At 69.7% G+C, this 23,529-nt stretch carries 21 protein-coding genes and 1 tRNA gene; 11 read left to right on the forward strand and 11 right to left on the reverse strand.

The window, feature by feature from the left end:
* Positions 1-24: 24 nt before the first annotated feature.
* Positions 25-840, forward strand: coding sequence for an oxygenase MpaB family protein (locus MAA44156_RS11020; protein ID WP_009976455.1), 816 nt, complete (start codon positions 25-27; stop codon positions 838-840).
* 6 nt (positions 841-846) lie between these two features.
* On the opposite strand, the gene MAA44156_RS11025 is transcribed toward MAA44156_RS11020, so the two are convergent.
* Positions 847-1,965: an epoxide hydrolase family protein gene (locus MAA44156_RS11025; protein WP_009976454.1), complete on the reverse strand. Its 1,119-nt coding sequence runs from the start codon at positions 1,963-1,965 to the stop codon at positions 847-849.
* 89 nt (positions 1,966-2,054) lie between these two features.
* Between MAA44156_RS11025 and MAA44156_RS11030 the strand changes: the two genes are divergently transcribed.
* A complete protein-coding gene (locus MAA44156_RS11030; protein WP_080555740.1) occupies positions 2,055-2,855 on the forward strand; it encodes an adenosylcobinamide amidohydrolase in 801 nt (266 codons plus the stop codon).
* Here MAA44156_RS11030 and MAA44156_RS11035 read toward each other — a convergent pair.
* The 4 genes from MAA44156_RS11035 to MAA44156_RS11050 all read right to left on the reverse strand — a co-directional run bounded on the left by MAA44156_RS11035 (position 2,815) and on the right by MAA44156_RS11050 (position 4,501).
* Positions 2,815-2,886: transfer RNA gene (locus MAA44156_RS11035), tRNA-Val, on the reverse strand. The two genes, MAA44156_RS11030 and MAA44156_RS11035, sit on opposite strands and share 41 nt — an antisense overlap.
* 47 nt (positions 2,887-2,933) lie before the next feature.
* Entirely contained in the window at positions 2,934-3,395 is a 462-nt protein-coding gene (locus tag MAA44156_RS11040; protein ID WP_009976451.1) for a peroxiredoxin, read from the reverse strand.
* Positions 3,395-3,817, reverse strand: coding sequence for a DUF3052 domain-containing protein (locus tag MAA44156_RS11045; RefSeq protein ID WP_003872363.1), 423 nt, complete (start codon positions 3,815-3,817; stop codon positions 3,395-3,397). The genes MAA44156_RS11040 and MAA44156_RS11045 overlap by 1 nt, the downstream gene beginning before the upstream one ends.
* A 96-nt stretch (positions 3,818-3,913) precedes the next feature.
* Positions 3,914-4,501 (reverse strand): Rv2240c family protein, encoded by a 588-nt coding sequence (locus tag MAA44156_RS11050; protein ID WP_023884289.1) that lies wholly within the window; start codon positions 4,499-4,501, stop codon positions 3,914-3,916.
* Between the two features lie 172 nt (positions 4,502-4,673).
* On the opposite strand from MAA44156_RS11050, the gene aceE reads away from it, so the two are divergent.
* The 7 genes from aceE (at position 4,674) to MAA44156_RS11085 (ending at position 14,596) form a co-directional block, all read left to right on the forward strand.
* Positions 4,674-7,463 (forward strand): pyruvate dehydrogenase (acetyl-transferring), homodimeric type, encoded by a 2,790-nt coding sequence (gene aceE / locus MAA44156_RS11055; protein ID WP_009976448.1) that lies wholly within the window; start codon positions 4,674-4,676, stop codon positions 7,461-7,463.
* Between the two features lie 283 nt (positions 7,464-7,746).
* A complete protein-coding gene (locus MAA44156_RS11060) occupies positions 7,747-9,072 on the forward strand; it encodes a PucR family transcriptional regulator (protein WP_003878191.1) in 1,326 nt (441 codons plus the stop codon).
* 140 nt (positions 9,073-9,212) lie between these two features.
* Positions 9,213-10,121, forward strand: a complete 909-nt coding sequence (locus MAA44156_RS11065) for an ACP S-malonyltransferase (RefSeq protein WP_003878192.1) — start codon at positions 9,213-9,215, stop codon at positions 10,119-10,121.
* 76 nt (positions 10,122-10,197) lie between these two features.
* On the forward strand, positions 10,198-10,545 hold the full coding sequence (gene acpM / locus MAA44156_RS11070) for a meromycolate extension acyl carrier protein AcpM (protein ID WP_003872368.1): 348 nt from the start codon (positions 10,198-10,200) through the stop codon (positions 10,543-10,545).
* Entirely contained in the window at positions 10,542-11,792 is a 1,251-nt protein-coding gene (kasA, locus tag MAA44156_RS11075; protein ID WP_011724652.1) for a 3-oxoacyl-ACP synthase KasA, read from the forward strand. Before acpM ends, kasA begins: the two co-directional genes overlap by 4 nt.
* 81 nt (positions 11,793-11,873) lie before the next feature.
* Entirely contained in the window at positions 11,874-13,133 is a 1,260-nt protein-coding gene (kasB, locus tag MAA44156_RS11080) for a 3-oxoacyl-ACP synthase KasB (RefSeq protein WP_009976446.1), read from the forward strand.
* A gap of 41 nt (positions 13,134-13,174) precedes the next feature.
* Positions 13,175-14,596, forward strand: a complete 1,422-nt coding sequence (locus tag MAA44156_RS11085) for an acyl-CoA carboxylase subunit beta (protein ID WP_009976445.1) — start codon at positions 13,175-13,177, stop codon at positions 14,594-14,596.
* 78 nt (positions 14,597-14,674) lie between these two features.
* Here the strand turns inward: MAA44156_RS11085 and MAA44156_RS11090 are convergent, their stop codons facing one another.
* The 3 genes from MAA44156_RS11090 to MAA44156_RS11100 form a co-directional block, all read right to left on the reverse strand.
* A complete protein-coding gene (locus MAA44156_RS11090) occupies positions 14,675-16,195 on the reverse strand; it encodes an FAD-dependent monooxygenase (RefSeq protein ID WP_011724650.1) in 1,521 nt (506 codons plus the stop codon).
* A 93-nt stretch (positions 16,196-16,288) separates the two neighbouring features.
* Complete coding sequence (locus MAA44156_RS11095) at positions 16,289-17,830, reverse strand: glycerol-3-phosphate dehydrogenase/oxidase (protein WP_009976443.1); 1,542 nt, start codon at positions 17,828-17,830, stop codon at positions 16,289-16,291.
* Positions 17,827-18,408 (reverse strand): TetR/AcrR family transcriptional regulator, encoded by a 582-nt coding sequence (locus tag MAA44156_RS11100; protein WP_009976442.1) that lies wholly within the window; start codon positions 18,406-18,408, stop codon positions 17,827-17,829. Before MAA44156_RS11100 ends, MAA44156_RS11095 begins: the two co-directional genes overlap by 4 nt.
* 47 nt (positions 18,409-18,455) lie before the next feature.
* On the opposite strand from MAA44156_RS11100, the gene MAA44156_RS11105 reads away from it, so the two are divergent.
* Both MAA44156_RS11105 and MAA44156_RS11110 read left to right on the forward strand, forming a co-directional pair.
* Complete coding sequence (locus MAA44156_RS11105; RefSeq protein ID WP_009976440.1) at positions 18,456-20,036, forward strand: FAD-binding oxidoreductase; 1,581 nt, start codon at positions 18,456-18,458, stop codon at positions 20,034-20,036.
* On the forward strand, positions 20,033-20,965 hold the full coding sequence (locus MAA44156_RS11110; RefSeq protein WP_009976439.1) for a diacylglycerol kinase: 933 nt from the start codon (positions 20,033-20,035) through the stop codon (positions 20,963-20,965). The genes MAA44156_RS11105 and MAA44156_RS11110 overlap by 4 nt, the downstream gene beginning before the upstream one ends.
* Here the strand turns inward: MAA44156_RS11110 and MAA44156_RS11115 are convergent.
* The 3 genes from MAA44156_RS11115 to MAA44156_RS11125 all read right to left on the reverse strand — a co-directional run bounded on the left by MAA44156_RS11115 (position 20,962) and on the right by MAA44156_RS11125 (position 23,505).
* Complete coding sequence (locus MAA44156_RS11115) at positions 20,962-21,474, reverse strand: DUF3145 domain-containing protein (RefSeq protein ID WP_003872378.1); 513 nt, start codon at positions 21,472-21,474, stop codon at positions 20,962-20,964. The genes MAA44156_RS11110 and MAA44156_RS11115 overlap by 4 nt on opposite strands.
* Before the next feature lie 151 nt (positions 21,475-21,625).
* Positions 21,626-22,444: a serine hydrolase domain-containing protein gene (locus MAA44156_RS11120; RefSeq protein WP_009976437.1), complete on the reverse strand. Its 819-nt coding sequence runs from the start codon at positions 22,442-22,444 to the stop codon at positions 21,626-21,628.
* Positions 22,444-23,505 (reverse strand): class I SAM-dependent methyltransferase, encoded by a 1,062-nt coding sequence (locus tag MAA44156_RS11125; protein WP_009976436.1) that lies wholly within the window; start codon positions 23,503-23,505, stop codon positions 22,444-22,446. Before MAA44156_RS11125 ends, MAA44156_RS11120 begins: the two co-directional genes overlap by 1 nt.
* Between the last annotated feature and the right edge of the window lie 24 nt (positions 23,506-23,529).

A 23,529-nucleotide genomic window follows, 5' to 3' on the forward strand; every position in this document is an offset into this window, starting at 1 on the left:
GGAATCGACGAGGCGGGGCCCGCAATGAAGTGGCCCGCGAAGCGGGTCGCCGACCTGCTGAATCCAGCGGCGACGTTGCTGCCCGCCGCCAACGTCATCATGCAGCTGTCCCTGCCCGGCGTCGGCTACGGCGTGCTGGAAAGCCCGGTGGACAGCGGCAACGTCTACAAGCATCCGTTCAAGCGGGCCCGCACCACCGGCACCTATCTGGCCGCCGCGACCATCGGCACCGACTACGACCGGGCGTTGATCTGCGCGGCGGTGGACGTCGCCCACCGGCAGGTGCGGTCCAGGCCGTCAAGCCCGGTGTCCTACAACGCTTTTGACCCCAAGCTGCAGCTGTGGGTGGCGGCGTGCCTGTACCGCTACTTCGTCGACCAACACGAGTTCCTGCACGGCCCGCTGGATGAGGCCTCGGCCGACGCGGTCTATCGCGACGCCGCGCGGCTGGGCACCACGCTGCAGGTGCCCGAACGGATGTGGCCGCCGGACCGGGCCGCCTTCGACGAGTACTGGAAACGCTCGCTCGACGAGCTGCGCATCGACCCGCCGGTGCGCGAGCACCTGCACGGGGTGGCGTCGCTGGCCTTCCTGCCCTGGCCGCTGCGGGTGCTGGCCGGGCCGTTCAACCTGTTCGCGACGACGGGGTTCTTGGCCCCCGAGTTCCGCGAGATGATGCAGCTGGATTGGACGCCGGCCCAGCAGCGCCGGTTCGGCTGGCTGCTGTTCTCGTTGCGGCTGGCCGACCGGTTGATCCCGCACGGGGTGTGGATCCTCGGCTATCGAATTTACTTGTGGGACATGAGATCCCGGGCGCGCCGGGGCCGCCGGGTGGTCTAGCCGCCCTCAGCGTACCGTCGCGAAGAACACGCGCAGATCCTCGACGAACAGCTCCGGCTGCTCGAATGCGGCGAAATGCCCGCCGCGCGGCATGTCCGTCCAGTGCGTGATGTTGTAGGCCGGCTCGCACCAGGAGCGCGGCGCCTTGAGCAGTTCGCCCGGGAAAGCCGCGACGCCGGTGGGCAATTCGACCCGGTCCCCGCCGCCCCACGCCGAGAAGCTCTCCCAGTACAGCCGGGCCGAGGAGGCGGCGGTGTTGGTCACCCAGTAGACCATCACGTTGTCGAGCAGCTCGTCGCGGCTCAACGCGTTCTCCGGATGCCCGTCGCAATCGGCCCAGTCCCAGAACTTTTCGACGATCCAGGCCAGCTGACCCACCGGTGAATCGGCCAGGCCGTAGCCCAGCGTCTGCGGCCGGGTGGACTGCTGCTTGGAGTAGCCGGTGCCCCGCTTGCGGTGATTCGCCAACGCGGCCAACGCCGCTCGCTCCTGCTCGGTGGGGTTGGTCAGCGCCTCCTGGCCGGGCCTGCCGATCGGCATGTTGAGGTGGATGGCCACGCAGTGGCCGCGATTGCGGCCGATCTGGGTGGTCACCGCCGCGCCCCAGTCGCCGCCCTGCGCGCCGTAGCGCTGATAGCCCAGCCGCAGCATCAGCGTTTCCCAGGCCCGGGCGATCCGCTCCACGCCCCACCCCGCGCGGGTGGGTTTCCCGGAGAAGCCGTAGCCCGGCAGGGACGGGCACACGACGTGGAAGGCGTCCTCGGCGCGTCCCGACGCCGGGTTGGTCAACGGCTCGATCACCTTGTGGAACTCCACGATCGAGCCCGGCCAGCCGTGGGTGATCAGCAGCGGGAACGCGTCGGCGTGCGGCGAGCGCTGATGGATGAAATGGATGTCCAGGCCATCGATCTCGGTGACGAACTGGTCGAACCGATTCAGCGCCGCTTCCCGCGCGCGCCAGTCGTAGTCGTTGGCCCAGTAGTCGGCCAGTTCGCGGGTGTAGGCCAGCGGCATGCCCTGGCTCCAGTCGTCCACGCATTCGGCCTCGGGCCACCGGGTGCGGGCCAGCCGCGCACGCAGATCGTCGAGAACGTCGTCGGGGACATCGATGCGGAACGGTTTCACGCGTTCATAGTGCGCGAGCGTGAGTCCACCGCGACTGTCGGGGCCCGAAATCGCGGCCTGGTGAAGCTCGCTGGCGCCCGCCCGCGAGGATGAGACCCGTGCATCCCCAGTTGACCGCGCGCGTCGAACACGGCCGGTCGCTGCCGGTGCTGGTCTGGCGGTTCACCGAGCCACGCCTGTGCATCTCCTCGGGCCCGCTCGGCGGCGGCATCGGCGCGCGGGACTGGTTGGTCAACGCCACGGTCCCGCTCGATTACGACCGGACAGACCCCGACCGCCACCTGGGCGAGATCGGCGCCGCGCTCGGGCTCGCCGGCGCCGGCTGCGGGCTGCTCACCGCCGTCGACGTGACCCGCCACCACCTCGGCGCCGACGGCGGCGCGCAGGTGACCGCGACGGTCGGGCTCTCCAGCCCCGCCTGGGCGGCCGCGCCCGACCACCACTTCCGCCGCGAGGCGCCGCACCGGGTGGGGACGATCAACATCGTGGTGGCGGCGCCGGTGCGGCTGTCGGAGGCGGCGTTGGTCAACGCCGTGGCCACCGCCACCGAGGCCAAGGCGCAGGCCTTGCACGAGGCCGGGATTCGGGCCACCGGAACCGCCTCGGACGCGGTCGTCGTGCACTGCCCGACGGACGGGGCGGCGGAGGCGTTCGGCGGGCCGCGCTCGACGTTCGGCGCCCGCATCGCGCGGGCGGTGCACGCCGCCGTGCTCGCCGGCGCCCGGTCCTGGATCTCGGGGCAGGCCCACCGGCCACCGGCCGGGAGCCCTACGCCGCCAAGGCATTTCGAGCCGGCTTCGGCGGCCGGCTCGGCACCGCGCGCGGCCGGCCGGCGGGCCGGTCATCGGGTGGGCGCGGACGGTATCGAACCGCCGACCGCTGGTGTGTAAAACCAGAGCTCTACCACTGAGCTACGCGCCCCTGTGCAGGCCGCAGGCTACACGCCCGCCGGCCGGGACCCCAAACTTTCAGGCCTTCAGCGCCGCCAGCGCGTCGGTCCACAGCCGCTGGTCGCGGGACTCGCCGGGCTGCTTCATCTCGGCGAAGCGAATGATCCCGGACCGGTCGACGACGAACGTCCCGCGGTTGGAGTAGCCGGCCTCGTCGTTGAACACGCCGTAGCTCTGGCTGACCGCGCCGTGCGGCCAGAAATCGGACAGCACCGGGAAGGTGAAACCGCTCTCCAGCGCCCAAATCCGGTGTGTGGGTGGTGGACCCACCGAGATGGCCAGCACCGCACTGTCGTCGTTCTCGAACTCGGGCAGATGGTCGCGCAGCTGGTCCAGCTCGCCCTGGCAGATCCCGGTGAACGCCAGCGGGAAGAACACCAGCAGCACGTTCTTGGAGCCGCGGAAGGAGCTCAGCGTGACGCGCTGCTGGTTCTGGTCGCGCAGGGTGAAGTCCGGGGCGGGGGTGCCGACCGACAGCATCAACGCTTCCCGGCGCGCGATTTGGGCTGCACCAGCCGGCTGGCGCTCCAGTCGCCCAGGTTGACCGACGAGGTGGGCATCAGCCCGGCGGTGGGAGCGGCCTCGGCGATCTCGGCCGGCAGCACATGTCCCGGCTTGCCGGTCTTGGGCGTCAACACCCAGATCACCCCGTCCTCGGCCAGCGGGCTGATCGCGTCCATCAGCGTGTCCACCAGGTCGCCGTCCCCGTCCCGCCACCACAGCAGCACGACGTCGACCACCTCGTCGGTGTCCTCATCGAGCAGGTCGCTGCCGCAGGCTTCCTCCACCGCGGCGCGGATCTCGTCGTCGGTGTCTTCGTCCCAGCCCCACTCCTGGACAACTTGGTCCCGTTGGATGCCCAGTTTGCGAGCGTAGCTCGGGGCGTGATCCGCCGCGACCACCGTGGAGCCTCCTTCAACCATGTGCGCCAGCCGTGCACACCGTGTGATTGCCGATTATCGTCGCACAGCCGCGATCCCGTTCACACTTCCGGCTCACTAGGTGGCCAGGCAGAGTTGGATCGCCTTCTTCTTCGTGTCGTTGAGCTGGTCGACGCGCTTGTTGAATTCCGACGTCGACGCGTGCGTGCCGATGGCGTTGGCCACCGCGTGCGCGGCGTCGATGTAGGCATTGAACGCGTCCTTGATCTGCTGCGACATCGCATCGTTGAAGCTGTTGGCCACCGTGTTGGCGCTGTCGTTGAGGGCGTCGATGGCCGGGCCTTCGGTGGGGCCGGTGCCGCGGCCCGAATTGAACGCCTGGACGAATTCGTTGGTCTTGTCGATCGCGTTCTTGCTGGTGGTGACCAGCGCGGCGCAGGCGGTGCGCACCGCCTTGGTGGTCAGCGACTGCTGGCGCTGGGATTCCCGGACGCTCGAGGTCACCGACGAGGCGGAAACCGACGCGGACACGGACTGCCGGTAGGCCGGGGCCACCCGGGTGTCGGGGGTCGCGGTTCCGTTGGTGACGGAGGTGCATCCCACGATGCCGATCAGCGCGGCGGCCACACAGCCCAGCGCCAACGCACCACGCCGGGGGAAAGCCCCCACCTGCATCTGCGGGACGCCACGCCACCGGATGAGCACGGTCCTGACGTTACCGGGTGGGGTGTGCGGCTGTCCCCGACCCGCCGGGGCGTTGCCCGCCGAGTCGGCTACCCGACGTCGACTATCCGCGTCGAACACCGGTGCGGCACGATGGTGGTCGGGGTGCGAACCACCCCACGGCACACATCCCGCCAATTACAGGAGTAGTGGGTTGACAACCGAATTCGTGCGCCACGATCTGGCCACAAACCCCACCGGCCCGGCCGAACCCGACCGCGTCCGGGTGATCCGCGAGGGGGTCGCGTCCTACCTCCCCGACATCGATCCGGAAGAGACGTCGGAGTGGCTGGAGTCCTTCGACGAACTGCTGGAGCGCTCCGGGCCGTCGCGGGCCCGCTATCTGATGCTGCGGCTGCTCGAACGCGCCGGCGAGCAGCGGGTCGCCATCCCGTCGCTGACCTCCACCGACTACGTCAACACCATTCCCACCGAACTCGAGCCGTGGTTCCCCGGCGACGAGGACGTCGAACGGCGCTACCGGGCGTGGATCCGGTGGAACGCCGCCATCATGGTGCACCGCGCGCAGCGGCCGGGAGTCGGTGTGGGCGGCCACATTTCGACCTACGCGTCGTCGGCGGCGCTGTACGAAGTCGGCTTCAACCACTTCTTCCGCGGCAAGTCGCATCCCGGCGGCGGCGACCAGATCTTCATCCAGGGGCACGCCTCCCCGGGGATCTACGCGCGCGCCTTCCTGGAGGGCCGGTTGACCGCCGACCAACTCGACGGCTTCCGCCAGGAGCACAGCCACGCCGGCGGCGGCCTGCCGTCCTACCCGCACCCACGGCTGATGCCCGACTTCTGGGAATTCCCCACGGTGTCGATGGGCCTGGGCCCACTGAACGCCATTTATCAGGCGCGGTTCAACCACTACCTACATGACCGCGGCATCAAGGACACCTCCGATCAGCACGTGTGGTGCTTCTTGGGCGACGGCGAGATGGACGAGCCGGAAAGCCGCGGGCTGATCCAGGTGGCCGCCAACGAGGCGCTGGACAACCTGACGTTCGTGATCAACTGCAACCTGCAGCGCCTCGACGGCCCGGTGCGCGGCAACGGCAAGATCATTCAGGAACTGGAGTCGTTCTTCCGCGGCGCCGGCTGGAACGTCATCAAGGTGGTCTGGGGCCGCGAGTGGGACGCCCTGCTGCACGCCGACCGGGACGGCGCGCTGGTGAACCTGATGAACACCACGCCCGACGGGGATTACCAGACCTACAAGGCCAACGACGGCGCCTACGTGCGCGACCATTTCTTCGGCCGCGACCCGCGCACCAAGGCGCTGGTGGAGAACATGACCGACGCCGAGATCTGGAACCTCAAGCGCGGCGGCCACGACTACCGCAAGGTGTATGCCGCCTACCGGGCCGCCGTCGACCACAAGGGCCAGCCCACGGTGATCTTGGCCAAGACCATCAAGGGCTACTCGCTGGGCGCGCACTTCCAGGGCCGCAACGCCACGCATCAGATGAAAAAGCTTGCGCTGGAAGACCTCAAGCACTTCCGGGACGCGATGCGCATTCCGATCAGCGACGCCCAGCTGGACGAGAACCCCTACCTGCCGCCCTACTACCACCCCGGCTCCGACGCCCCGGAGATCCGCTACATGCTCGACCGGCGCCGCACCCTGGGCGGCTTTCTGCCCGAACGCCGCACCAAGGCAAAGGCATTGCGGCTTCCCGGCCGCGACATCTACGCCGCGCTGAAGAAGGGGTCGGGCACCCAGGAGGTCGCCACCACCATGGCGACGGTGCGCACCTTCAAAGAAGTGTTGCGGGACAAGGAGATCGGCCCGCGGATCGTGCCGATCATTCCCGACGAGGCGCGCACCTTCGGCATGGACTCCTGGTTCCCGTCGCTGAAGATCTACAACCGCAACGGCCAGCTGTACACCGCCGTGGACGCCGAATTGATGTTGGCGTACAAGGAAAGCGAAGTCGGGCAGATCCTGCACGAGGGCATCAACGAGGCCGGGTCGGTGGGATCGTTCATCGCGGCCGGGACGTCGTATGCGACGCACAACGAGCCGATGATCCCGATCTACATCTTCTATTCGATGTTCGGCTTCCAGCGCACCGGTGACGGGCTGTGGGCCGCCGCCGACCAGATGACGCGCGGCTTCCTGCTCGGCGCGACGGCCGGGCGCACCACCCTGACCGGCGAGGGCCTGCAACACGCCGACGGCCACTCGCTGCTGCTGGCCGCCACCAACCCGGCCGTGGTCGCCTACGACCCGGCGTTCGCCTACGAGATCGCCTACATCGTGGAGAGCGGGCTGGCGCGGATGTTCGGCGAGAACCCCGAGGACGTGTACTTCTACATCACGGTCTACAACGAGCCGTACGTGCAGCCGCCGGAGCCGGAGAACTTCGATCCCGAAGGTCTGCTGCGCGGCCTCTACCGCTACCACGTGGCCACCGAACAGCGCGCCAACAAGGCGCAGATCCTGGCCTCCGGAGTGGCCATGCCGTCGGCGCTGAGCGCGGCGAAGATGCTGGCCGACGAGTGGGACGTGGCCGCCGACGTGTGGTCGGTGACCAGCTGGGGCGAGTTGAACCGCGACGGCGTGGCGATCGACCGGGCCAGGCTGCGGCACCCGGACCGGCCCGCCGGCGTCCCCTACGTCACGCAGGCGCTGTCGGATGCCAGCGGGCCGGTGGTCGCCGTGTCGGACTGGATGCGGGCGGTCCCCGAGCAGATCCGGCCGTGGGTGCCGGGCACCTACGTGACGCTGGGCACCGACGGGTTCGGCTTCTCCGACACCCGGCCCGCGGCGCGGCGGTACTTCAACACCGACGCCGAGTCGCAGGTGGTCGCGGTGCTCGAGGCGCTGGCGCGCGACGGCGAGATCGACCCGTCGGTGCCGGTCGCCGCCGCACGCCAGTACCGCATCGACGACGTGCTGGCCGCCCCCGAGCAGACGTCCGACCCCGGCGTGGCCTAACGGCGCCCGGGGCGGGGCGCCCACGCCCCCGCCCCGGGCCCCCGCCTGTCGCCCACGCCCGTCGCCCACCACCCCGCCGCGCCCACGCCCACCGCGCCTCCGCCGAGCGTGAAGTTAGCTTCACGGTCGAGGCCGAGCGTGAAGTTAGCTTCACGCTCGGCCGGCAAAGCCCCACGCAGCCGCCGCGGCCCCGCACCACCCGAGCGCCGGCCGCGAGCACCCAACAGTCCGACACCCCCGCCCCTTTGGGGGAAGTCTCCAAAAGATGGCGTAGGTTTTAGGGGTGAATGACAACCCGTTCGCCGGCCCGTTCGCGAAGCATCCCCGGTCGCCGCTGGAGACGCTGGATACCGTCCCGGAATCGGTGCTGCGCCGGCTGAAGCAGTATTCGGGCCGGCTGGCCACCGAGGCGGTGTCGGTGATGCAGGACCGGTTGCCGTTCTTCGCCGACCTGGAAGCCTCCCAACGGGCCAGCGTGTCGCTGGTGGTGCAGACGGCCGTGGTCAACTTCGCCGAATGGATGCAGGACCCCAAAAGCAACGTCCGGCACACCGCGCAGGCCTTCGAGCTGGTGCCCCAGGACCTGGCCCGCCGCATCGCGCTGCGGCACAGCGTGGAGATGGTCCGGGTCACCATGGAGTTCTTCGAGGAGGTGGTGCCGCTGCTGGCCCGCTCCGAAGAGCAGCTGACCGCCCTGACCGTCGGCGTCCTGAAATACAGCCGCGACCTGGCCTTCACCGCCGCCACCGCCTACGCCGACGCCGCCGAGGCGCGCGGCACCTGGGACAGCCGGATGGAAGCCAGCGTGGTCGACGCGGTGGTCCGGGGCGACACCGGCCCGGAGCTGCTGTCCCGCGCCGCGGCGCTGAACTGGGACACCACCGCCCCGGCGACGGTCGTGGTCGGGACGCCGGCGCCCGGCCGCGACGGCTCGACCGGCCCCGGCGACAGCGAACGCGCCAGTCAGCACGTCCGCGACATCGCCGCGCAGCACGGCCGGGCGGCGCTGACCGACGTGCACGGCACCTGGCTGGTCGCTATCGTTTCCGGCCAATTGTCACCGACCGACAAATTCCTGGGCGATCTGCTGGAGGCGTTCTCCGACGGACCTGTCGTGGTCGGGCCCACCGCACCGATGCTGACGGCGGCCTACCACAGCGCCAGCGAGGCGATATCCGGGATGAACGCGGTCGGCGGCTGGCGCGGAGCGCCACGGCCGGTGCTGGCCCGCGAGCTGCTGCCGGAACGCGCCCTGATGGGCGATGCGTCGGCGATCGTGGCGCTGCACACGGACGTGATGGGCCCGTTGGCCGACGCCGGCCCCACCCTCATCGAAACCCTGGACGCTTTCTTAGATTCTGGTGGCGCGATTGAGGCTTGTGCCAGAAAGTTGTTCGTTCATCCAAACACCGTGCGCTACCGACTCAAGCGGATCACCGACTTCACCGGCCGCGATCCCATGCAGCCGCGCGACGCATATGTGCTGCGAGTGGCCGCGACGGTCGGGCAGCTCAACTACCCGACGCACCCGCCCAGCGCCGCCGGCGCCGCCATGCCCGCCGTTCCGCTGCCGGTCAACGGTGCTGCGCGGGGGCAATCGGGCGGATAGTGACCCGGGCAACAGATCGCGGCACGATATCAAACCAGTAGCTTACCGAGCTATTTTGTAGGGTGTACACAAAAACCTAAGACGAGGTTCATAATCTGTTACACCCGCCAAAACCGTTTCCACAGTGTTCTCTTAAACACGTGATTGCATTGCTTGCGCCCGGACAGGGTTCGCAGACCGAGGGGATGCTCTCGCCGTGGCTGGAGCTCGACGGCGCCGCCGACCAGTTGGCGCTGTGGTCCAAGGCCAGCGGCCTCGACCTGGTTCGCCTGGGCACCACCGCATCGACCGAAGAGATCACCGACACCGCGGTCACCCAGCCGCTGGTCGTCGCCGCCACGCTGCTCGCCCACCAGGAGCTGACCCGGCGCGGCCTGCTCGCCGACGCCGACCTGGTCGTGGCGGGCCACTCCGTCGGGGAGATCGCCGCCTACGCGATCGCCGGCGTGATGGCCGCTGACGACGCCGTCGCGCTGGCCGCCACCCGCGGCGCCGAGATGGCCAAGGCGTGCGCGGTCGAGCCGACCGGCATGTCCGCGGTGCTCGGCGGCGACGAGGCCGAGGTCCTCGCCCGGCTCGAGCAGCTCGACCTGTTCCCCGCCAACCGCAACGCCGCCGGCCAGATCGTGGCCGCCGGGTCGCTGGCCGCGCTGGAGAAGTTGGCCGAGGATCCCCCGGCGAAGGCCCGGGTGCGCGCCCTCGGGGTGGCCGGAGCGTTCCACACCAAGTACATGGCCTCGGCGCTCGACGGCTACGCCGCCGCGGCGGCCGCCGTCCAGACGGCCGAGCCCACCGCCACGCTGCTGTCCAACCGCGACGGCAAGCCGGTCGCCTCGGCGGCCGCGGCGATGGAGGCGCTGGTCGCCCAGCTGACCCAGCCGGTCCGCTGGGACCTGTGCACCGCCACGCTGCGTGAGCTGGAAGTCGCAGCGGCCGTGGAGTTCCCGCCCGCGGGCACTCTCACCGGCATCGCCAAACGAGAACTTCGGGGGGTTTCGGCACGAGCCGTGAAGTCACCCGCAGACCTGGACGCTTTGGCTGAGCTTTAATAGCCAGCTCGACCAGTACAACCGCATAACACACGTCAGTTCGACTGATTCACAACACATTACGAAGGGAAATGCTGTGGCTGTCAGCCAGGAAGAAATCATCGCCGGTATCGCCGAGATCATCGAAGAGGTGACCGGTATCGAGCCCTCCGAGGTCACCCCGGAGAAGTCCTTCGTCGACGACCTGGACATCGACTCGCTGTCGATGGTCGAGATCGCCGTGCAGACCGAGGACAAGTACGGCGTCAAGATTCCCGACGAGGACCTCGCCGGTCTGCGCACCGTCGGTGACGTCGTGGCCTACATCCAGAAGCTCGAGGAAGAGAACCCCGAGGCTGCCGAGGCGTTGCGCGCCAAGCTGGAGACCGAGAACCCCGAGGCGGTCGCCAACGTCAAGGCAAGGCTGGAAGCGGACAGCAAGTGAGTAAGCCTTCCACTGCTAACGGCGGTTACCCCAGCGTTGTGGTAACCGCCGTCACGGCGACGACGTCGATCGCGCCGGACGTCGAGAGCACGTGGAAGGGTCTACTCGCCGGCGAAAGCGGCATCCACGTCCTCGAAGACGACTACATCACCAAGTGGGACCTGCCGGTCCGGATCGGTGGCCACCTCAAGGAGCCCATCGACGAGCGGATGAGCAGGCTCGACCTGCGCCGCATGTCCTACGTCCAGCGGCTGGCCAAGCTGCTCAGCACCCAGCTGTGGGAGACCGCCGGCAACCCGGAGCTCGACCCCGACCGGTTCTCGGTCGTGGTGGGCACCGGCCTCGGTGGTGCCGAGCGGATCGTGGAGAGCTACGACCTGATGAACGAGGGCGGCCCCCGCAAGGTGTCGCCGCTGGCCGTGCAGATGATCATGCCCAACGGCGCCGCCGCCGTGGTGGGTCTGCAGCTCGGCGCCCGCGCCGGGGTGATCACCCCGGTGTCAGCCTGTTCGTCGGGCTCGGAGGCGATCGCCCACGCGTGGCGCCAGATCGTCATGGGCGACGCCGATGTCGCCGTGTGCGGTGGTGTCGAGGGCCCCATCGAGGCGCTGCCGATCGCGGCCTTCTCGATGATGCGGGCCATGTCGACGCGCAACGACGAGCCCGAGCGGGCGTCGCGGCCGTTCGACAAGGACCGAGACGGGTTCGTGTTCGGCGAGGCCGGTGCGCTGATGCTGATCGAGACCGAGGAGCACGCCAAGGCCCGCGGTGCCAAGCCGCTGGCCCGGTTGATGGGTGCCGGCATCACGTCCGACGCGTTCCACATGGTGGCCCCGGCGGCCGACGGTGTGCGGGCGGGCCGGGCCATGACGCGGTCGCTGGAGTTGGCGGGCCTGTCCCCCAAGGACGTCGACCACGTCAACGCGCACGGCACCGCGACGCCGATCGGTGACACCGCCGAGGCCAACGCCATCCGGGTGGCCGGATGTCAGGAGGCGGCGGTGTATGCGCCGAAGTCCGCGCTGGGACACTCGATCGGCGCGGTCGGCGCGCTGGAATCGGTGCTCACGGTGCTGACCCTGCGCGACGGCGTCATTCCGCCCACCTTGAACTATGAAACCCCGGACCCCGAAATCGATCTGGACATCGTGGCGGGCGAACCCCGCTACGGCGACTACCAATACGCGATCAACAACTCGTTCGGCTTCGGTGGCCACAACGTGGCACTGGCCTTCGGGCGCTACTGAGCACGACGTCCGGCGACGATGCGGGCCGCAACGGCCCGCAAAGTTGCCGGACAAGTTAGGGAAGGAATCTTCGCAAGACCCATGACAGAGCTGGTTACCGGGAAAACGCTCCCGAACGTGGTCGTCACCGGCATCGCCATGACGACCGCGCTGGCGACTGACGCCGAGACCACCTGGAAGCTGTTGCTGGACAGTCAAAGTGGTATCCGCACACTCGACGATCCCTTCGTCGAGGAGTTCGACCTGCCGGTGCGCATCGGCGGACATCTGTTGGAGGAGTTCGACAGTCAGCTGACCCGCGTCGAGCTGCGCCGGACGGGCTACCTGCAACGGATGTCCACCATCTTGGGCCGGCGGGTCTGGGAGAACGCCGGCTCGCCCGAGGTGGACAGCAACCGGCTGATGGTCTCCATCGGCACCGGCCTGGGGTCATCCGAGGAAATGGTCTTCAGCTACGACGACATGCGCGCGCGGGGCATGAAGGCGGTCTCCCCGCTCGGTGTGCAGAAGTACATGCCCAACGGCGCGGCCGCGGCGGTCGGGCTGGAACATCACGCCAAGGCCGGCGTCATCACCCCGGTCTCGGCGTGCGCGTCGGGCTCCGAGGGCATCGCCCAGGCGTGGCGCAACATCGTCTTCGGCGAGGCCGACATCGCGATCTGCGGCGGCGTCGAGACGAAGATCGAGGCGGTGCCGATCGCGGCGTTCGCCCAGATGCGCATCGTGATGTCGACCAAGAACGACGACCCCGTCGGCGCCTGCCGCCCGTTCGACCGGGACCGCACCGGCTTCGTGTTCGGCGAGGCCGGCGCGCTGATGGTGATCGAAACCGAGGAACACGCCAAGGCCCGCGGCGCCAACATCCTGGCCCGCATCATGGGCGCCAGCATCACCTCCGACGGCTACCACATGGTCGCCCCGGACCCCAACGGCGAACGCGCCGGACACGCCATGAGCCGCGCCATCCAGCTGGCCGGCCTGACGCCCGGCGACATCGATCACGTCAACGCGCACGCCACCGGCACCTCGGTGGGCGACGTGGCCGAGAGCAAGGCGATCAACAACGCGCTGGGCCCGCACGGCGGCAACGCCGCCGTCTACGCCCCCAAGGCCGCGCTCGGCCACTCGGTCGGCGCCGTCGGCGCCGTCGAGTCCATCCTGACCGTGCTGGCCCTGCGCGACCAGGTCGTCCCGCCCACCCTGAACCTGGAAAACCTCGACCCCGAAATCGATTTGGACGTGGTGGCGGGCAAACCGCGACCGGGCAACTACCAGTACGCGATCAACAACTCGTTCGGCTTCGGCGGCCACAACGTCGCCATCGCCTTCGGACGGTACTGAACCCACCGTCCCGAGCAGCACCGGAATACAGGAGACCTGCGATGACTATCACGGCCCCCGAGACGGTTGGCGAGTCGCTCGACCCCCGCGACCCGCTGTTGCGCCTGAGCAATTTCTTCGACGACGGCAGCGTTGCGCTGCTGCACGAACGTGACCGCTCGGGCGTGCTTGCCGCCGCGGGAACCGTGAACGGTGTGCGCACCATCGCGTTCTGCACCGACGGCACCGTGATGGGCGGCGCCATGGGCATCGAGGGCTGCTCGCACATCGTCGACGCCTACGACACCGCCATCGAGGAGCAGAGCCCGATCGTGGGCATCTGGCACTCCGGCGGTGCCCGGCTGGCCGAGGGCGTGAAGGCGTTGCACGCCGTGGGCCTGGTGTTCGAGGCGATGATCCGCGCGTCCGGCTACATCCCGCAGATCTCGGTGGTGGTCGGCTTCGCGGCCGGTGGCGCCGCCTACGGGCCGGCGCTGACCGACGTCGTGGTGATGGCGCCGGAGAGCCGGGTGTTCGTCACCGGACCCGACGTGGTGCGCAGCGTCACCGGCGAGGACGTCGACATGGCCTCGCTCGGCGGCCCCGAGACCCACCACAAGAAGTCCGGGGTGTGCCACATCGTCGCCGACGACGAGCTCGACGCCTACGAGCGCGGTCGCCGGTTGGTCGGATTGTTCTGCCAGCAGGGCCATTTCGACCGCACCAAGGCCGAGGCCGGGGACACCGACATCCACGCGCTGCTGCCCGAGTCGGCCCGCCGCGCCTACGACGTCCGCCCCATCGTGACCGCGATCCTCGACGACGAGACCCCGTTCGACGAGTTCCAGGCGAACTGGGCGCCGTCGATGGTGATCGGGTTGGGCCGGCTGTCCGGTCGCACGGTCGGCGTGCTGGCCAACAACCCGCTGCGGCTGGGCGGTTGCCTGAACTCCGAAAGTGCCGAGAAGGCAGCGCGTTTCGTGCGGCTGTGCGATGCCTTCGGCATCCCGCTGGTGGTGATCGTCGACGTGCCGGGCTATCTGCCCGGTGTCGACCAGGAGTGGGGCGGTGTGGTGCGTCGCGGCGCCAAGCTGCTGCACGCCTTCGGCGAGGCCACCGTTCCGCGGGTCACCCTGGTGACCCGAAAGACCTACGGCGGGGCCTACATTGCGATGAACTCCCGCTCGCTGAACGCGACCAAGGTGTTCGCCTGGCCGGACGCCGAGGTCGCGGTGATGGGAGCCAAGGCCGCCGTCGGCATCCTGCACAAGAAGAAGCTGGCCGCCGCCCCGGAGCACGAGCGCGAGGCGCTGCACGACCAGCTGGCCGCCGAGCACGAGAAGATCGCCGGCGGTGTGGACAGTGCGATCGAGATCGGCGTGGTCGACGAGAAGATCGACCCGGCGCACACCCGCAGCAAGCTCACCGAGGCGCTGGCCCAGGCGCCGGCGCGCCGCGGCCGTCACAAGAACATCCCGCTGTAACCCCACTTTTCCCGCGCGAGCAGACGCAAAAGCCCCGCGACACGCCGCGCATCGGGGGCTTTTGCGTCTGCTCGCGCCCTAACGTGCCCGGCCCAGGCACAGCGAAAGCGCTTGGCGGAGAGCGGTTTGCGGGTCGGTGGGCAGCTCGTCGGCGCGCCACCCGACGAAATCGTCGGGCCGGATCAGCAGTGCCCCGTCCGGCGCCAGCCCGGTGATCGCCGCCCACTGGTCGTTGTAGACCCGGTGCGCCGGTAGCGACATGGAAGCCGCTGCGGCACACCAGCGTTCGTCGCCGGTGAGCACGGTGAACTCCGGGCCCACCAGGTCGAGGGTCGAGACACCGTCGCGCACCCAGACGTGTGGCACCCGGGTGCCGGGCTGGGCGCGCAACTCGTCCACCAGCTCGATGCCGTTCGCGCCGTAGCGGTATCCGATCATCAGGGCGAAGATCGGTGCCTCTTCGTCGGCCGGCAGTTGCGGCCGCTTCCCACCCGGTCTCAGCAGGGCCATCGACGGCCCGGTGAGCGACTGGCGCGCGGCGAAGACGCCGACGGGGTGGCGCTCGGCGTGGTAGGTGTCCAGCAGCGCCGGTCCGGCCGCGCCTCGCAGCACGGCGGCGAGTTTCCAGGCCAGGTTGTGCGCGCTCTGGATCGCGGTGTTGGCTCCCCCGGCCTTGAACGGCGGCATGGTGTGCGCCGAATCGCCCACCAAAAACGCTCGCCCGCAATCGAATCGGTCGGCGACCTGCTCGTAGGGCTGCCATGCCGCGACCTCGATGACGTCGATGTCGAGCGGCTCGCCGATCGCCTTGGTGAGCAGCTCGCGGCAGCGCTGCGGCGTGAACTGCTCGGCCGTCTCGCCCTCGTCGGGAAAGTAGGTGGTGATGAACATGCCGAGGTCACCTTCGGCGACCAGGAAGATGCCGTCCACGTCGGCGTTCTTGACCTGCACGCCGTCGCCGTCGTGCAAGTGCGGGATGAACTTTCGCCAAGGCGCCCGGAAGTAGACGAAGACGACGTAGATGGGCAGCGCGCCGTATCCAGACGTGGTGATTCCCAACAGGTTACGGAGAGGGCTGTGCACCCCGTCGGCGCCGATCAGATAGTCGGCGCGGATCGTCTCGGCGGTGCCCGACTCGGCGTCGCGAACCACCGCGGTGACGCCGGCCTCGTCCATGTCGATCGAGGACAGCTCGGTCCCGTAGCGCACGTCGCTGCCGCCGCGCCGGGTCGCGGCGAGCAGGATCGGCTCGAGCCGGCTCTGCGGGCAGTACTGCGCCGCCGGTTCGGGGCTGAACCGCTCCAGACCGGCGAAGATCCCCTCGACGTCGAGCGCCGGTCGCTCCTCGGGGCTGTTGAGCGCCGGCTTGGCCACCACGGTCGAGACGTGCTCGGCGACCGCATGCACCTCGTCGCCCAGACCCATCCCGCGCAGGATCTCCAAGCTGCGAAAGCTCAGGTTGCGGGCCTTCGGGTACAGGAAGACCTCGCGCCGCTTCTCCACCAGCAGCGACCGGACACCGTGTTGGGTCAGCAGCGCCGACATGGACAGCCCGCCGACGCCGGCCCCGACGATGAGCACAGGCACTCGCGTGGTCATCTCGTCCCCTTTCCACTCGCGCCCAGAACTGACAGTGTCTATCATTCGATAGGAACTATCAATACCTGACGGGTGGAGCGCGACCCAGCCGCCCTACCCGAAGCGGGCGAGAAACTCTTCGGCCACGGCCACCACCCGCTCGCGGTCGCGCGGCACCAGGCCGATCCGGGTCCGCCGATCGACGATGTCGGAGACCTCCAGCGCGCCCTCGTGGGTGATCGCGTATTCGAACTCGGCTCGGGTGACGTCGATTCCGTCGACAACCGGCTCGGACGGCCGCTCGCAACCGGCGGTCGCGACGACCTTGGCCGCCTCGGCGCCGTACCGCGACACGAGTGACTCCGGCAGTGCGACCTGCGGCGCTCCGGTGATCCCGGGGTTGGCCGGCGCCCCGATCAGCGGCAGGTTGCGGGTCCGGCATTTCGCGGCGCGCAGCCGCCGCACCCGCACGGCACGATCGAGCACATCCTGTGCCATGTAACGGTATTCGGTCAGTTTGCCGCCGATCACGCTGATCACCCCGGACGCGGATTCGACGACGGCGTGTTCGCGGGAGACGTCGGCGGTGCGGCCCTCACCCGTGTCGATCAGCGGCCGCAGCCCCGCGTAGGCGCCGATCACATCGGTGGCGGCCAGCGCCGTGCCCAGCGCGGTGTTCACCGTGTCGAGCAGGAACGTGATCTCCTCGACTGACGGCTCCGGCACGTCCGGGATGGGACCCGGCGCGGCCTCGTCGGTCAGCCCGAGGTAGACCCGGCCCAGCTGTTCGGGCATCGCGAAGACGAACCTGTTGAGCTCGCCGGGAATCGGAATCGTCAGCGCCGCAGTCGGATTGCCGAAGGCGGCGGCATCGAAGACCAGATGCGTGCCGCGGCTGGGCCGCAACCGCAACGAGCCGTCGATCTCGCCCGCCCACACCCCGGCCGCGTTGATCACCGCGCCGGCCGACACGTCGAACGAGCCGCCGCCACGCACGTCGGTCAACCGCACCGACGTGCCCGTGGCCCGCGACGCCGCGACGTAGGTGAGGATCCGCGCGCCGTGCTGAGCCGCGGTGCGCGCCACCGCGGTGACCAGCCGGGCGTCGTCGATCAGTTGACCGTCGTAGGCCAGCAATCCCCCGTCCAGGCCGTCGCGGCACACGGTCGGCGCCAGCTGCACGACGCGCTGCGCCGAGACCCGTTGCGAGCGGGGCAGTGTCGAGGCCGGCGTGCCGGCGAGGAAGCGCAGCGCGTCGCCGGCCAGGAAGCCGCCGCGCACCAGCGCCCGCGTGGCCCGGCTCATCGACGGCAGCAACGGCACCAGTTGCGGCATCGCGTGCACCAGATGAGGGGCGTTGCGGGTCATCAGGATTCCGCGTTCGAGGGCGCTGCGCCGGGCGATGCCGACGTTGCCGCTGGCCAGATAGCGCAGCCCGCCGTGCACGAGTTTGGAGCTCCATCGGCTGGTGCCGAACGCCAGATCGCGCTTTTCCACCAGCGCCACCCGCAGCCCGCGCGCGGCGGCGTCCAACGCGATCCCGGCCCCGGTGATGCCGCCGCCGATCACCAGCACATCCAGCGGCTCACCCTCGGCGAGCGCGGCCAAGTCGGCGGTCCGGCGGGCGGCGTTGAGCGCGCTGGGGTCGGGGATCACGACAGGTATCCGTTCAGCGAGTAGGCGAGTTCGGTGGCCAGCGCCTCGGCGTCGAGCAGCGGTTCGACGATCTGCGCCGACTGGATGGTCGACTGGGCGATCAGCAACACCATGGTGGCCATCTGCACCGGGTCGCCGGGCCGGACGCTGCCATTACGCTGGGCCACCCGCAGCCGGGCGGCGAGGGCGTCGATCAACATGTGCTGGCTGGTGCCGAGCCGCTCGGTGATGTAGATCGGCGCCAGCTCCGAGTGCAGCACGGACATCACCAGCCGGTCCTGGCGCAACAGGTCGGCCGCCGTAACGATCTGTCGCACCAGCGATTCCCGGTCGTCGCCGAGCAACGGCGCGGCCCGCATCACGTCGGTGACATGCCGGGTCAACAGCGCCGCGACGATCGACCGGGTGTCCGGCCAGCGCCGGTACACCGTCGGCCGGCTGACGCCGGCCCGCCGGGCGATCTCGGCCAGGGTCACCCGGTCCACGCCGAAGTCGACCACGCAGCTGGCCGCGGCCGCCAGGATGCGCTCGCCGGTGTCCAGCGCGGCGTCCGGCCTATCGTTACGGATTGACAGCATCTGTAATACTGTAACGCATGACGCATCCGGAGCGGCTGCTGCCGCCGATGAAATGGAACGCCTGGGGGGATCCCGCCGCGGCCAAACCGCTCTCCGAGGGCATCCGGTCATTGCTGCAGCAGGCCGTGGGGATCGAGGGGTCCCGCGCGGCCGAGCCGCGACCCGAGCAGGTGCGGTTGCGTCCGTCCACGCTATCGCCGGCGGACCGGGAGGCGCTGGCCGCCATCGTCGGCCCCGAGTACTGCCGCACCGCCGATTCCGATCGGTTGCTGCACGCGGGCGGCAAGTCCACCATCGACCTGCTCAGCCGCAACGGCCCGGGCCCGCAGGATGCGCCCGACGCCGTGTTGCTGCCCGGCGACGACGAGTCCGTCGCCGCGATTCTGCGCTATTGCTCCCAGCATCGGATCGCGGTCGTACCGTTCGGCGGGGGCACCAGCGTGGTCGGCGGGCTCACCCCCGAGCGCGCCGGGTTCGGCGCCGCCGTCGCGGTGGATCTGCGCCGTTTCGATCAGCTGATCTCGTTGGACCCGGTGTCCGGCCTGGCGGTTCTCGGGGCCGGGGTCACCGGTCCGGATGCTGAGAAACTGCTTGGTGCACATGGCTTTTCGCTTGGCCATTTTCCGCAGAGCTTCGAATACGCCACCATCGGTGGCTTCGCCGCAACCCGGTCCTCCGGGCAGGACTCGGCGGGCTACGGCCGGTTCAACGACATGGTGCGCGGGCTGCGGGTGATCACCCCGGTGGGCACCATGGACCTGGGGCGCGGACCGGAGTCGGCCGCCGGCCCGGACCTGCGTCAGCTGCTGATCGGCTCGGAGGGCACCCTGGGCGTCATCACCCGGGTGCGGCTGCGGGTGCACCGCATTCCGCAGGCCGTTCGCTACGAGGCATGGTCGTTCCCCGACTTCGAAACCGGAGCGGCCGCCCTGCGCGCGGTCACCCAGAATGGCACCGGCCCCACCGTGATTCGCCTCTCCGACGAGGCCGAGACGGGGGTCAACCTGGCCACCACGGAGGCGATCGGCGAGTCCCGGATCACCGGCGGCTGCCTGTGCATCACCATGTTCGAGGGCACCGAACAACACGTCGACAGCCGGCACGCCGAAACCCGCGCGCTGCTGGCGGCCCAGGGCGGAACGTCGCTGGGGGACGGCCCGGCCCGGGCCTGGGAGCGCGGCCGGTTCGGTGCGCCCTACCTGCGCGACTCACTGCTGGCGGCCGGGGCGCTGTGCGAAACACTGGAGACGGCCACCGACTGGTCCAACATCTCGGCGCTGAAAGCCGCTGTCACACAAGCACTCACCACCGCGCTGGCGCAGACCGGCACCCCGGCGCTGGTGATGTGCCACATTTCGCACGTCTACCCCACGGGCGCGTCGTTGTACTTCACCGTGGTCGCCGGGCAACGCGGCGATCCGATCGAGCAGTGGAAAACCGCCAAGAAGGCCGCCTCGGATGCGATCATGGCCACCGGCGGGACCATCACCCACCACCACGCCGTCGGCACCGACCACCGGCCGTGGATGCCCGAGGAGATCGGCGAGTTGGGAGTGCAGGTGCTACGCGCGGTCAAGGACACCCTGGACCCGGCCGGAATCCTCAACCCCGGCAAGCTGATTCCGTGACGTCCCCGGCTGCACGGCTGCGCCGGTACGAGATCGGCAAGGTGATCGCGCTGACCAACCCGGCCTCCGGGCACGGCGCCGCGGTGGCCGCCGCGCAGCGGGCGATCGCCCGGCTGCACCGGCGCGGAGTGGAGGTCGTCGAAATCATCGGCGACGACGCGCAAGACGCCCGGCACCTGGTCGGTGCGGCACTGGACAAGGGTGCCGACGCGGTCATGGTGACCGGGGGCGACGGGGTGTTCTCCAACGCGCTACAAGTGTTGGCGGGCACCGACATTCCCGCCGGCATCGTCCCGGCGGGCACCGGCAACGACCACGCCCGTGAATTCGGGATCCCCACCAAGGATCCCGAGGCCGCCGCCGACATCATCGTCGACGGCTGGGCCGAAACCGTTGACCTGGGCCGGATTCGGGCCGACAACGGATTCGACAAATGGTTCGGCACCGTGGCGGCCACCGGCTTCGACTCGCTGGTCACCGATCGCGCCAACCGGATGCGCTGGCCGCACGGCCGGCTGCGCTATTACGTGGCCATGCTCGCCGAGCTGTCCCAGTTGCGGCTCTTACCTTTTCGCCTGGTGCTCGACGGCGCCCGCGAGATCGACGCCGACATCACGCTGGCCGCCTTCGGCAACACCCGCAGCTACGGGGGCGGAATGCGGATCTGCCCGGCCGCCGACCACGCCGACGGCCTGCTCGACATCACCATGGTGCACGAGGCATCGCGCGCCAAGCTGGTCCGCCTGTTCCCGACCGTGATGAAGGGCACGCACGTCGAACTCGAGCAGGTGAGCACGGCGCGGGCCAAATCCATCCACGTCGAGTGTCCGGGGATCAACGTCTACGCCGACGGCGACTTCGCCTGCCCGCTGCCGGCGGAGATCTCCGCCGTTCCGGGCGCGCTGCGGATCCTGCGGGCCGGTCCCTAACCCACGCCCCGGCTCAGCCAGGTCACCTCGCCGGCGTCGCCGCCGTCGCGGAATGCCTCGAGCGCCTCGTCCCAGGCCGTCCCCAGCACGGAATCCAGCTCGGCGGCCAGCGTGTCGGCGCCCTGGGCCATCATCGCGCGCAGCCGCATCTCCCCGACCATGATGTCGCCGTTGGCGCTCATCGCCCCGCTCCACAGACCCAGTTGCGGGGTGTGGCTGAAGCGGTGGCCGTCGACTCCGGGGCTGGGGTCCTCGGTGACCTCGAACCGCAGCACGGACCAGGAGCGCAACGCGTTGGCCAGCTTGGCGCCGGTGCCCACCGGACCGACCCAGTTGGTGACCGCGCGCAGCTGTCCGGGCATCGCCGGCTGGGGCGTCCAGGTCAGGTTGGCCTTGGCCCCCAGGGTCGACGACAACGCCCACTCGACATGCGGGCACACCGCCGCCGGCGAGGCGTGCACGTACACCACGCCAGTCGTCACGTCGGCGAATTGGTTCGACGCTCGCATTTCCTGCTCCTTCGGTTCCACGAGGGACGTCTTCCCCAACGACCTGTGGACCCGGCAAGCAGGGCAGCTTGCGCAAATCTTCGATTTTTTCTGTGTCGCGCGTGTCTATTGTGCCCTGTGATACCCATGTTGCGCTAGTGTGCGATCCGATTTAGCTGTATTCGGATATCACGGCGTCCGAAATCGCCGGCCACCGGTCCAGCGCCCACTCCCCGAAATCGCGGTCGGTGAGCACCACCAGCGCCCGCTCGATGTCGGGGTCGGCCCAGATGAAGCCGCCCGCCTGGCCGAAATGACCGTACGTTCGCGCCGAGTTGGCCGCGCCGGTCCAGTGCGGCGCCTTGCCGTCGCGCAGCTCGAAACCGAGCCCCCAATCGTTGGGCCGCTGCACCCCGTAGCCGGGCAGCACGCCGTCCAGCCCGGGGAACTGCACCGTCGTCGCCTCGGCGTGCAACCGCGCGGAGACCGTCGTCGGCCGCAGCAGGTCGCCGGCGAATGCCGCCAGGTCCGCCACGGTCGACGTCGCCCCGAATCCGGCCGCCACCGCGCCCCCGTCCAGCCGGGTGGCGGTCATGCCCAGGGGTTGGCACACCGCCTCGTGCAGGTAGCGGGCGAATTCGATGCCGGTCTCTTCTTCCAGGGTTTCGCCCAGCACGGTGAAGCCCTGGTTGGAGTAGATGCGGCGGGTGCCGGGCGGGGCCAGCACCTGATCGGAGTGCATCGAGAGCCCCGAGGTGTGCGCCAGCAGGTGGCGGATGGTGGCGCCGGGCGGACCGGCGGCCGCGTCCAGCTCGACGGCGCCCTCTTCGACGGCGACGTGCACGGCGCGCGCCGCCAGCGGCTTGGTCACCGAGGCCAGCGCGAACACCCGCTCGGCGTCGCCGTGGCCGGCCAGCACGCCGGTGGGTCCGATCACCGCGGCGGCGACGGCCCCGACGGGCCATTCGTCCAGAGCGTCGAGCGCCGCCATCAGCTCTTGCGGGCGATGTAGTAGTTGTTGATCGGGTCGGACTCGATCTCGGCCACCCGCACGTCGGCGAAGCCGGCCTCGCCCAGCATCGCGACGGCCAGCTGTGTGCCCCACGCGGTGCCCAGCCCGGCGCCGTCGGCGGCCAGCGACACCGTCATGCAGTGCATCAGCGAGGTGGTGTACAGATAGGTGCTCATCGGGACGCCGACGTTGTCCTCGAGCCGGCTCGACGCCTTGATGTCGGCCATCAGCAGCACGCCGCCGGGCCGCAGCGCGCGGTGGATGTTGGCCAGCACCCGGGCGGGCTGCGCCTGGTCGTGGATGGCGTCGAACACCGTGATGAGGTCGTAGGCGTCGGCCCTGTCGAGATCGGCGAGATTGTGACTTTCGAAGGACGCGTTCGCCAGGCCGCGTTCGGCGGCTTCGGCGATCCCGGCGGCGATGGCGTGCTCGGAGAAGTCGATGCCGGTGAATCGGCTGGCCGGAAACGCTTGTGCCATCACGTTGATCGCGTGCCCGCTGCCGCAGCCGAAATCGGCGACGTCGGCTCCGCGGCGCAGCCACGGCACCAGCCCGTCGACCAACGGCAGCACCACGTCGACCAGCGCGGTGTCGAACACCACGCCGCTCTGCTCGGCCATCAACGCGTGGAAGCGCGGGAACTCGGTGTAGGGCAGGCCGCCGCCGGTGCGGAAGCAGCCGATGATCTTCTGCTCGACCTCGGCCAGCAGCGGGAGGAACAGGGCGACTAGGGCCAGGTTGTCCGGCCCGGCCGCGCGGGTCAGCACCTTGGCGCGGTGCGCGGGCAGCGAGTACTCGGCGGTGGCGGGGTGGTAGTCGACGACGCGTCCGGTGGTCATGCCGGCCAGCCACTCCCGGACGTAGCGTTCGTTGAGCCCGGCGGCCTCGGCGATCCGATCGCTGGTGGCCGGCGGGAGTCCGGCCATCGTGTCCAGCAGAGCGGTCTGATGTCCGATGCTCAGCAGCAGCGCCAGGCTGGCGCCGTCGATGGCCGCGGTGATCCGGTCGGTGAATTCGTCGGTCGTCTCCAAAGCCGTCACGCCCTGGGACGCTACACCGGGTCG

The organism is Mycobacterium avium subsp. avium, assembly GCF_009741445.1.
GTDB classification, from domain to species: Bacteria; Actinomycetota; Actinomycetes; order Mycobacteriales; family Mycobacteriaceae; genus Mycobacterium; species Mycobacterium avium.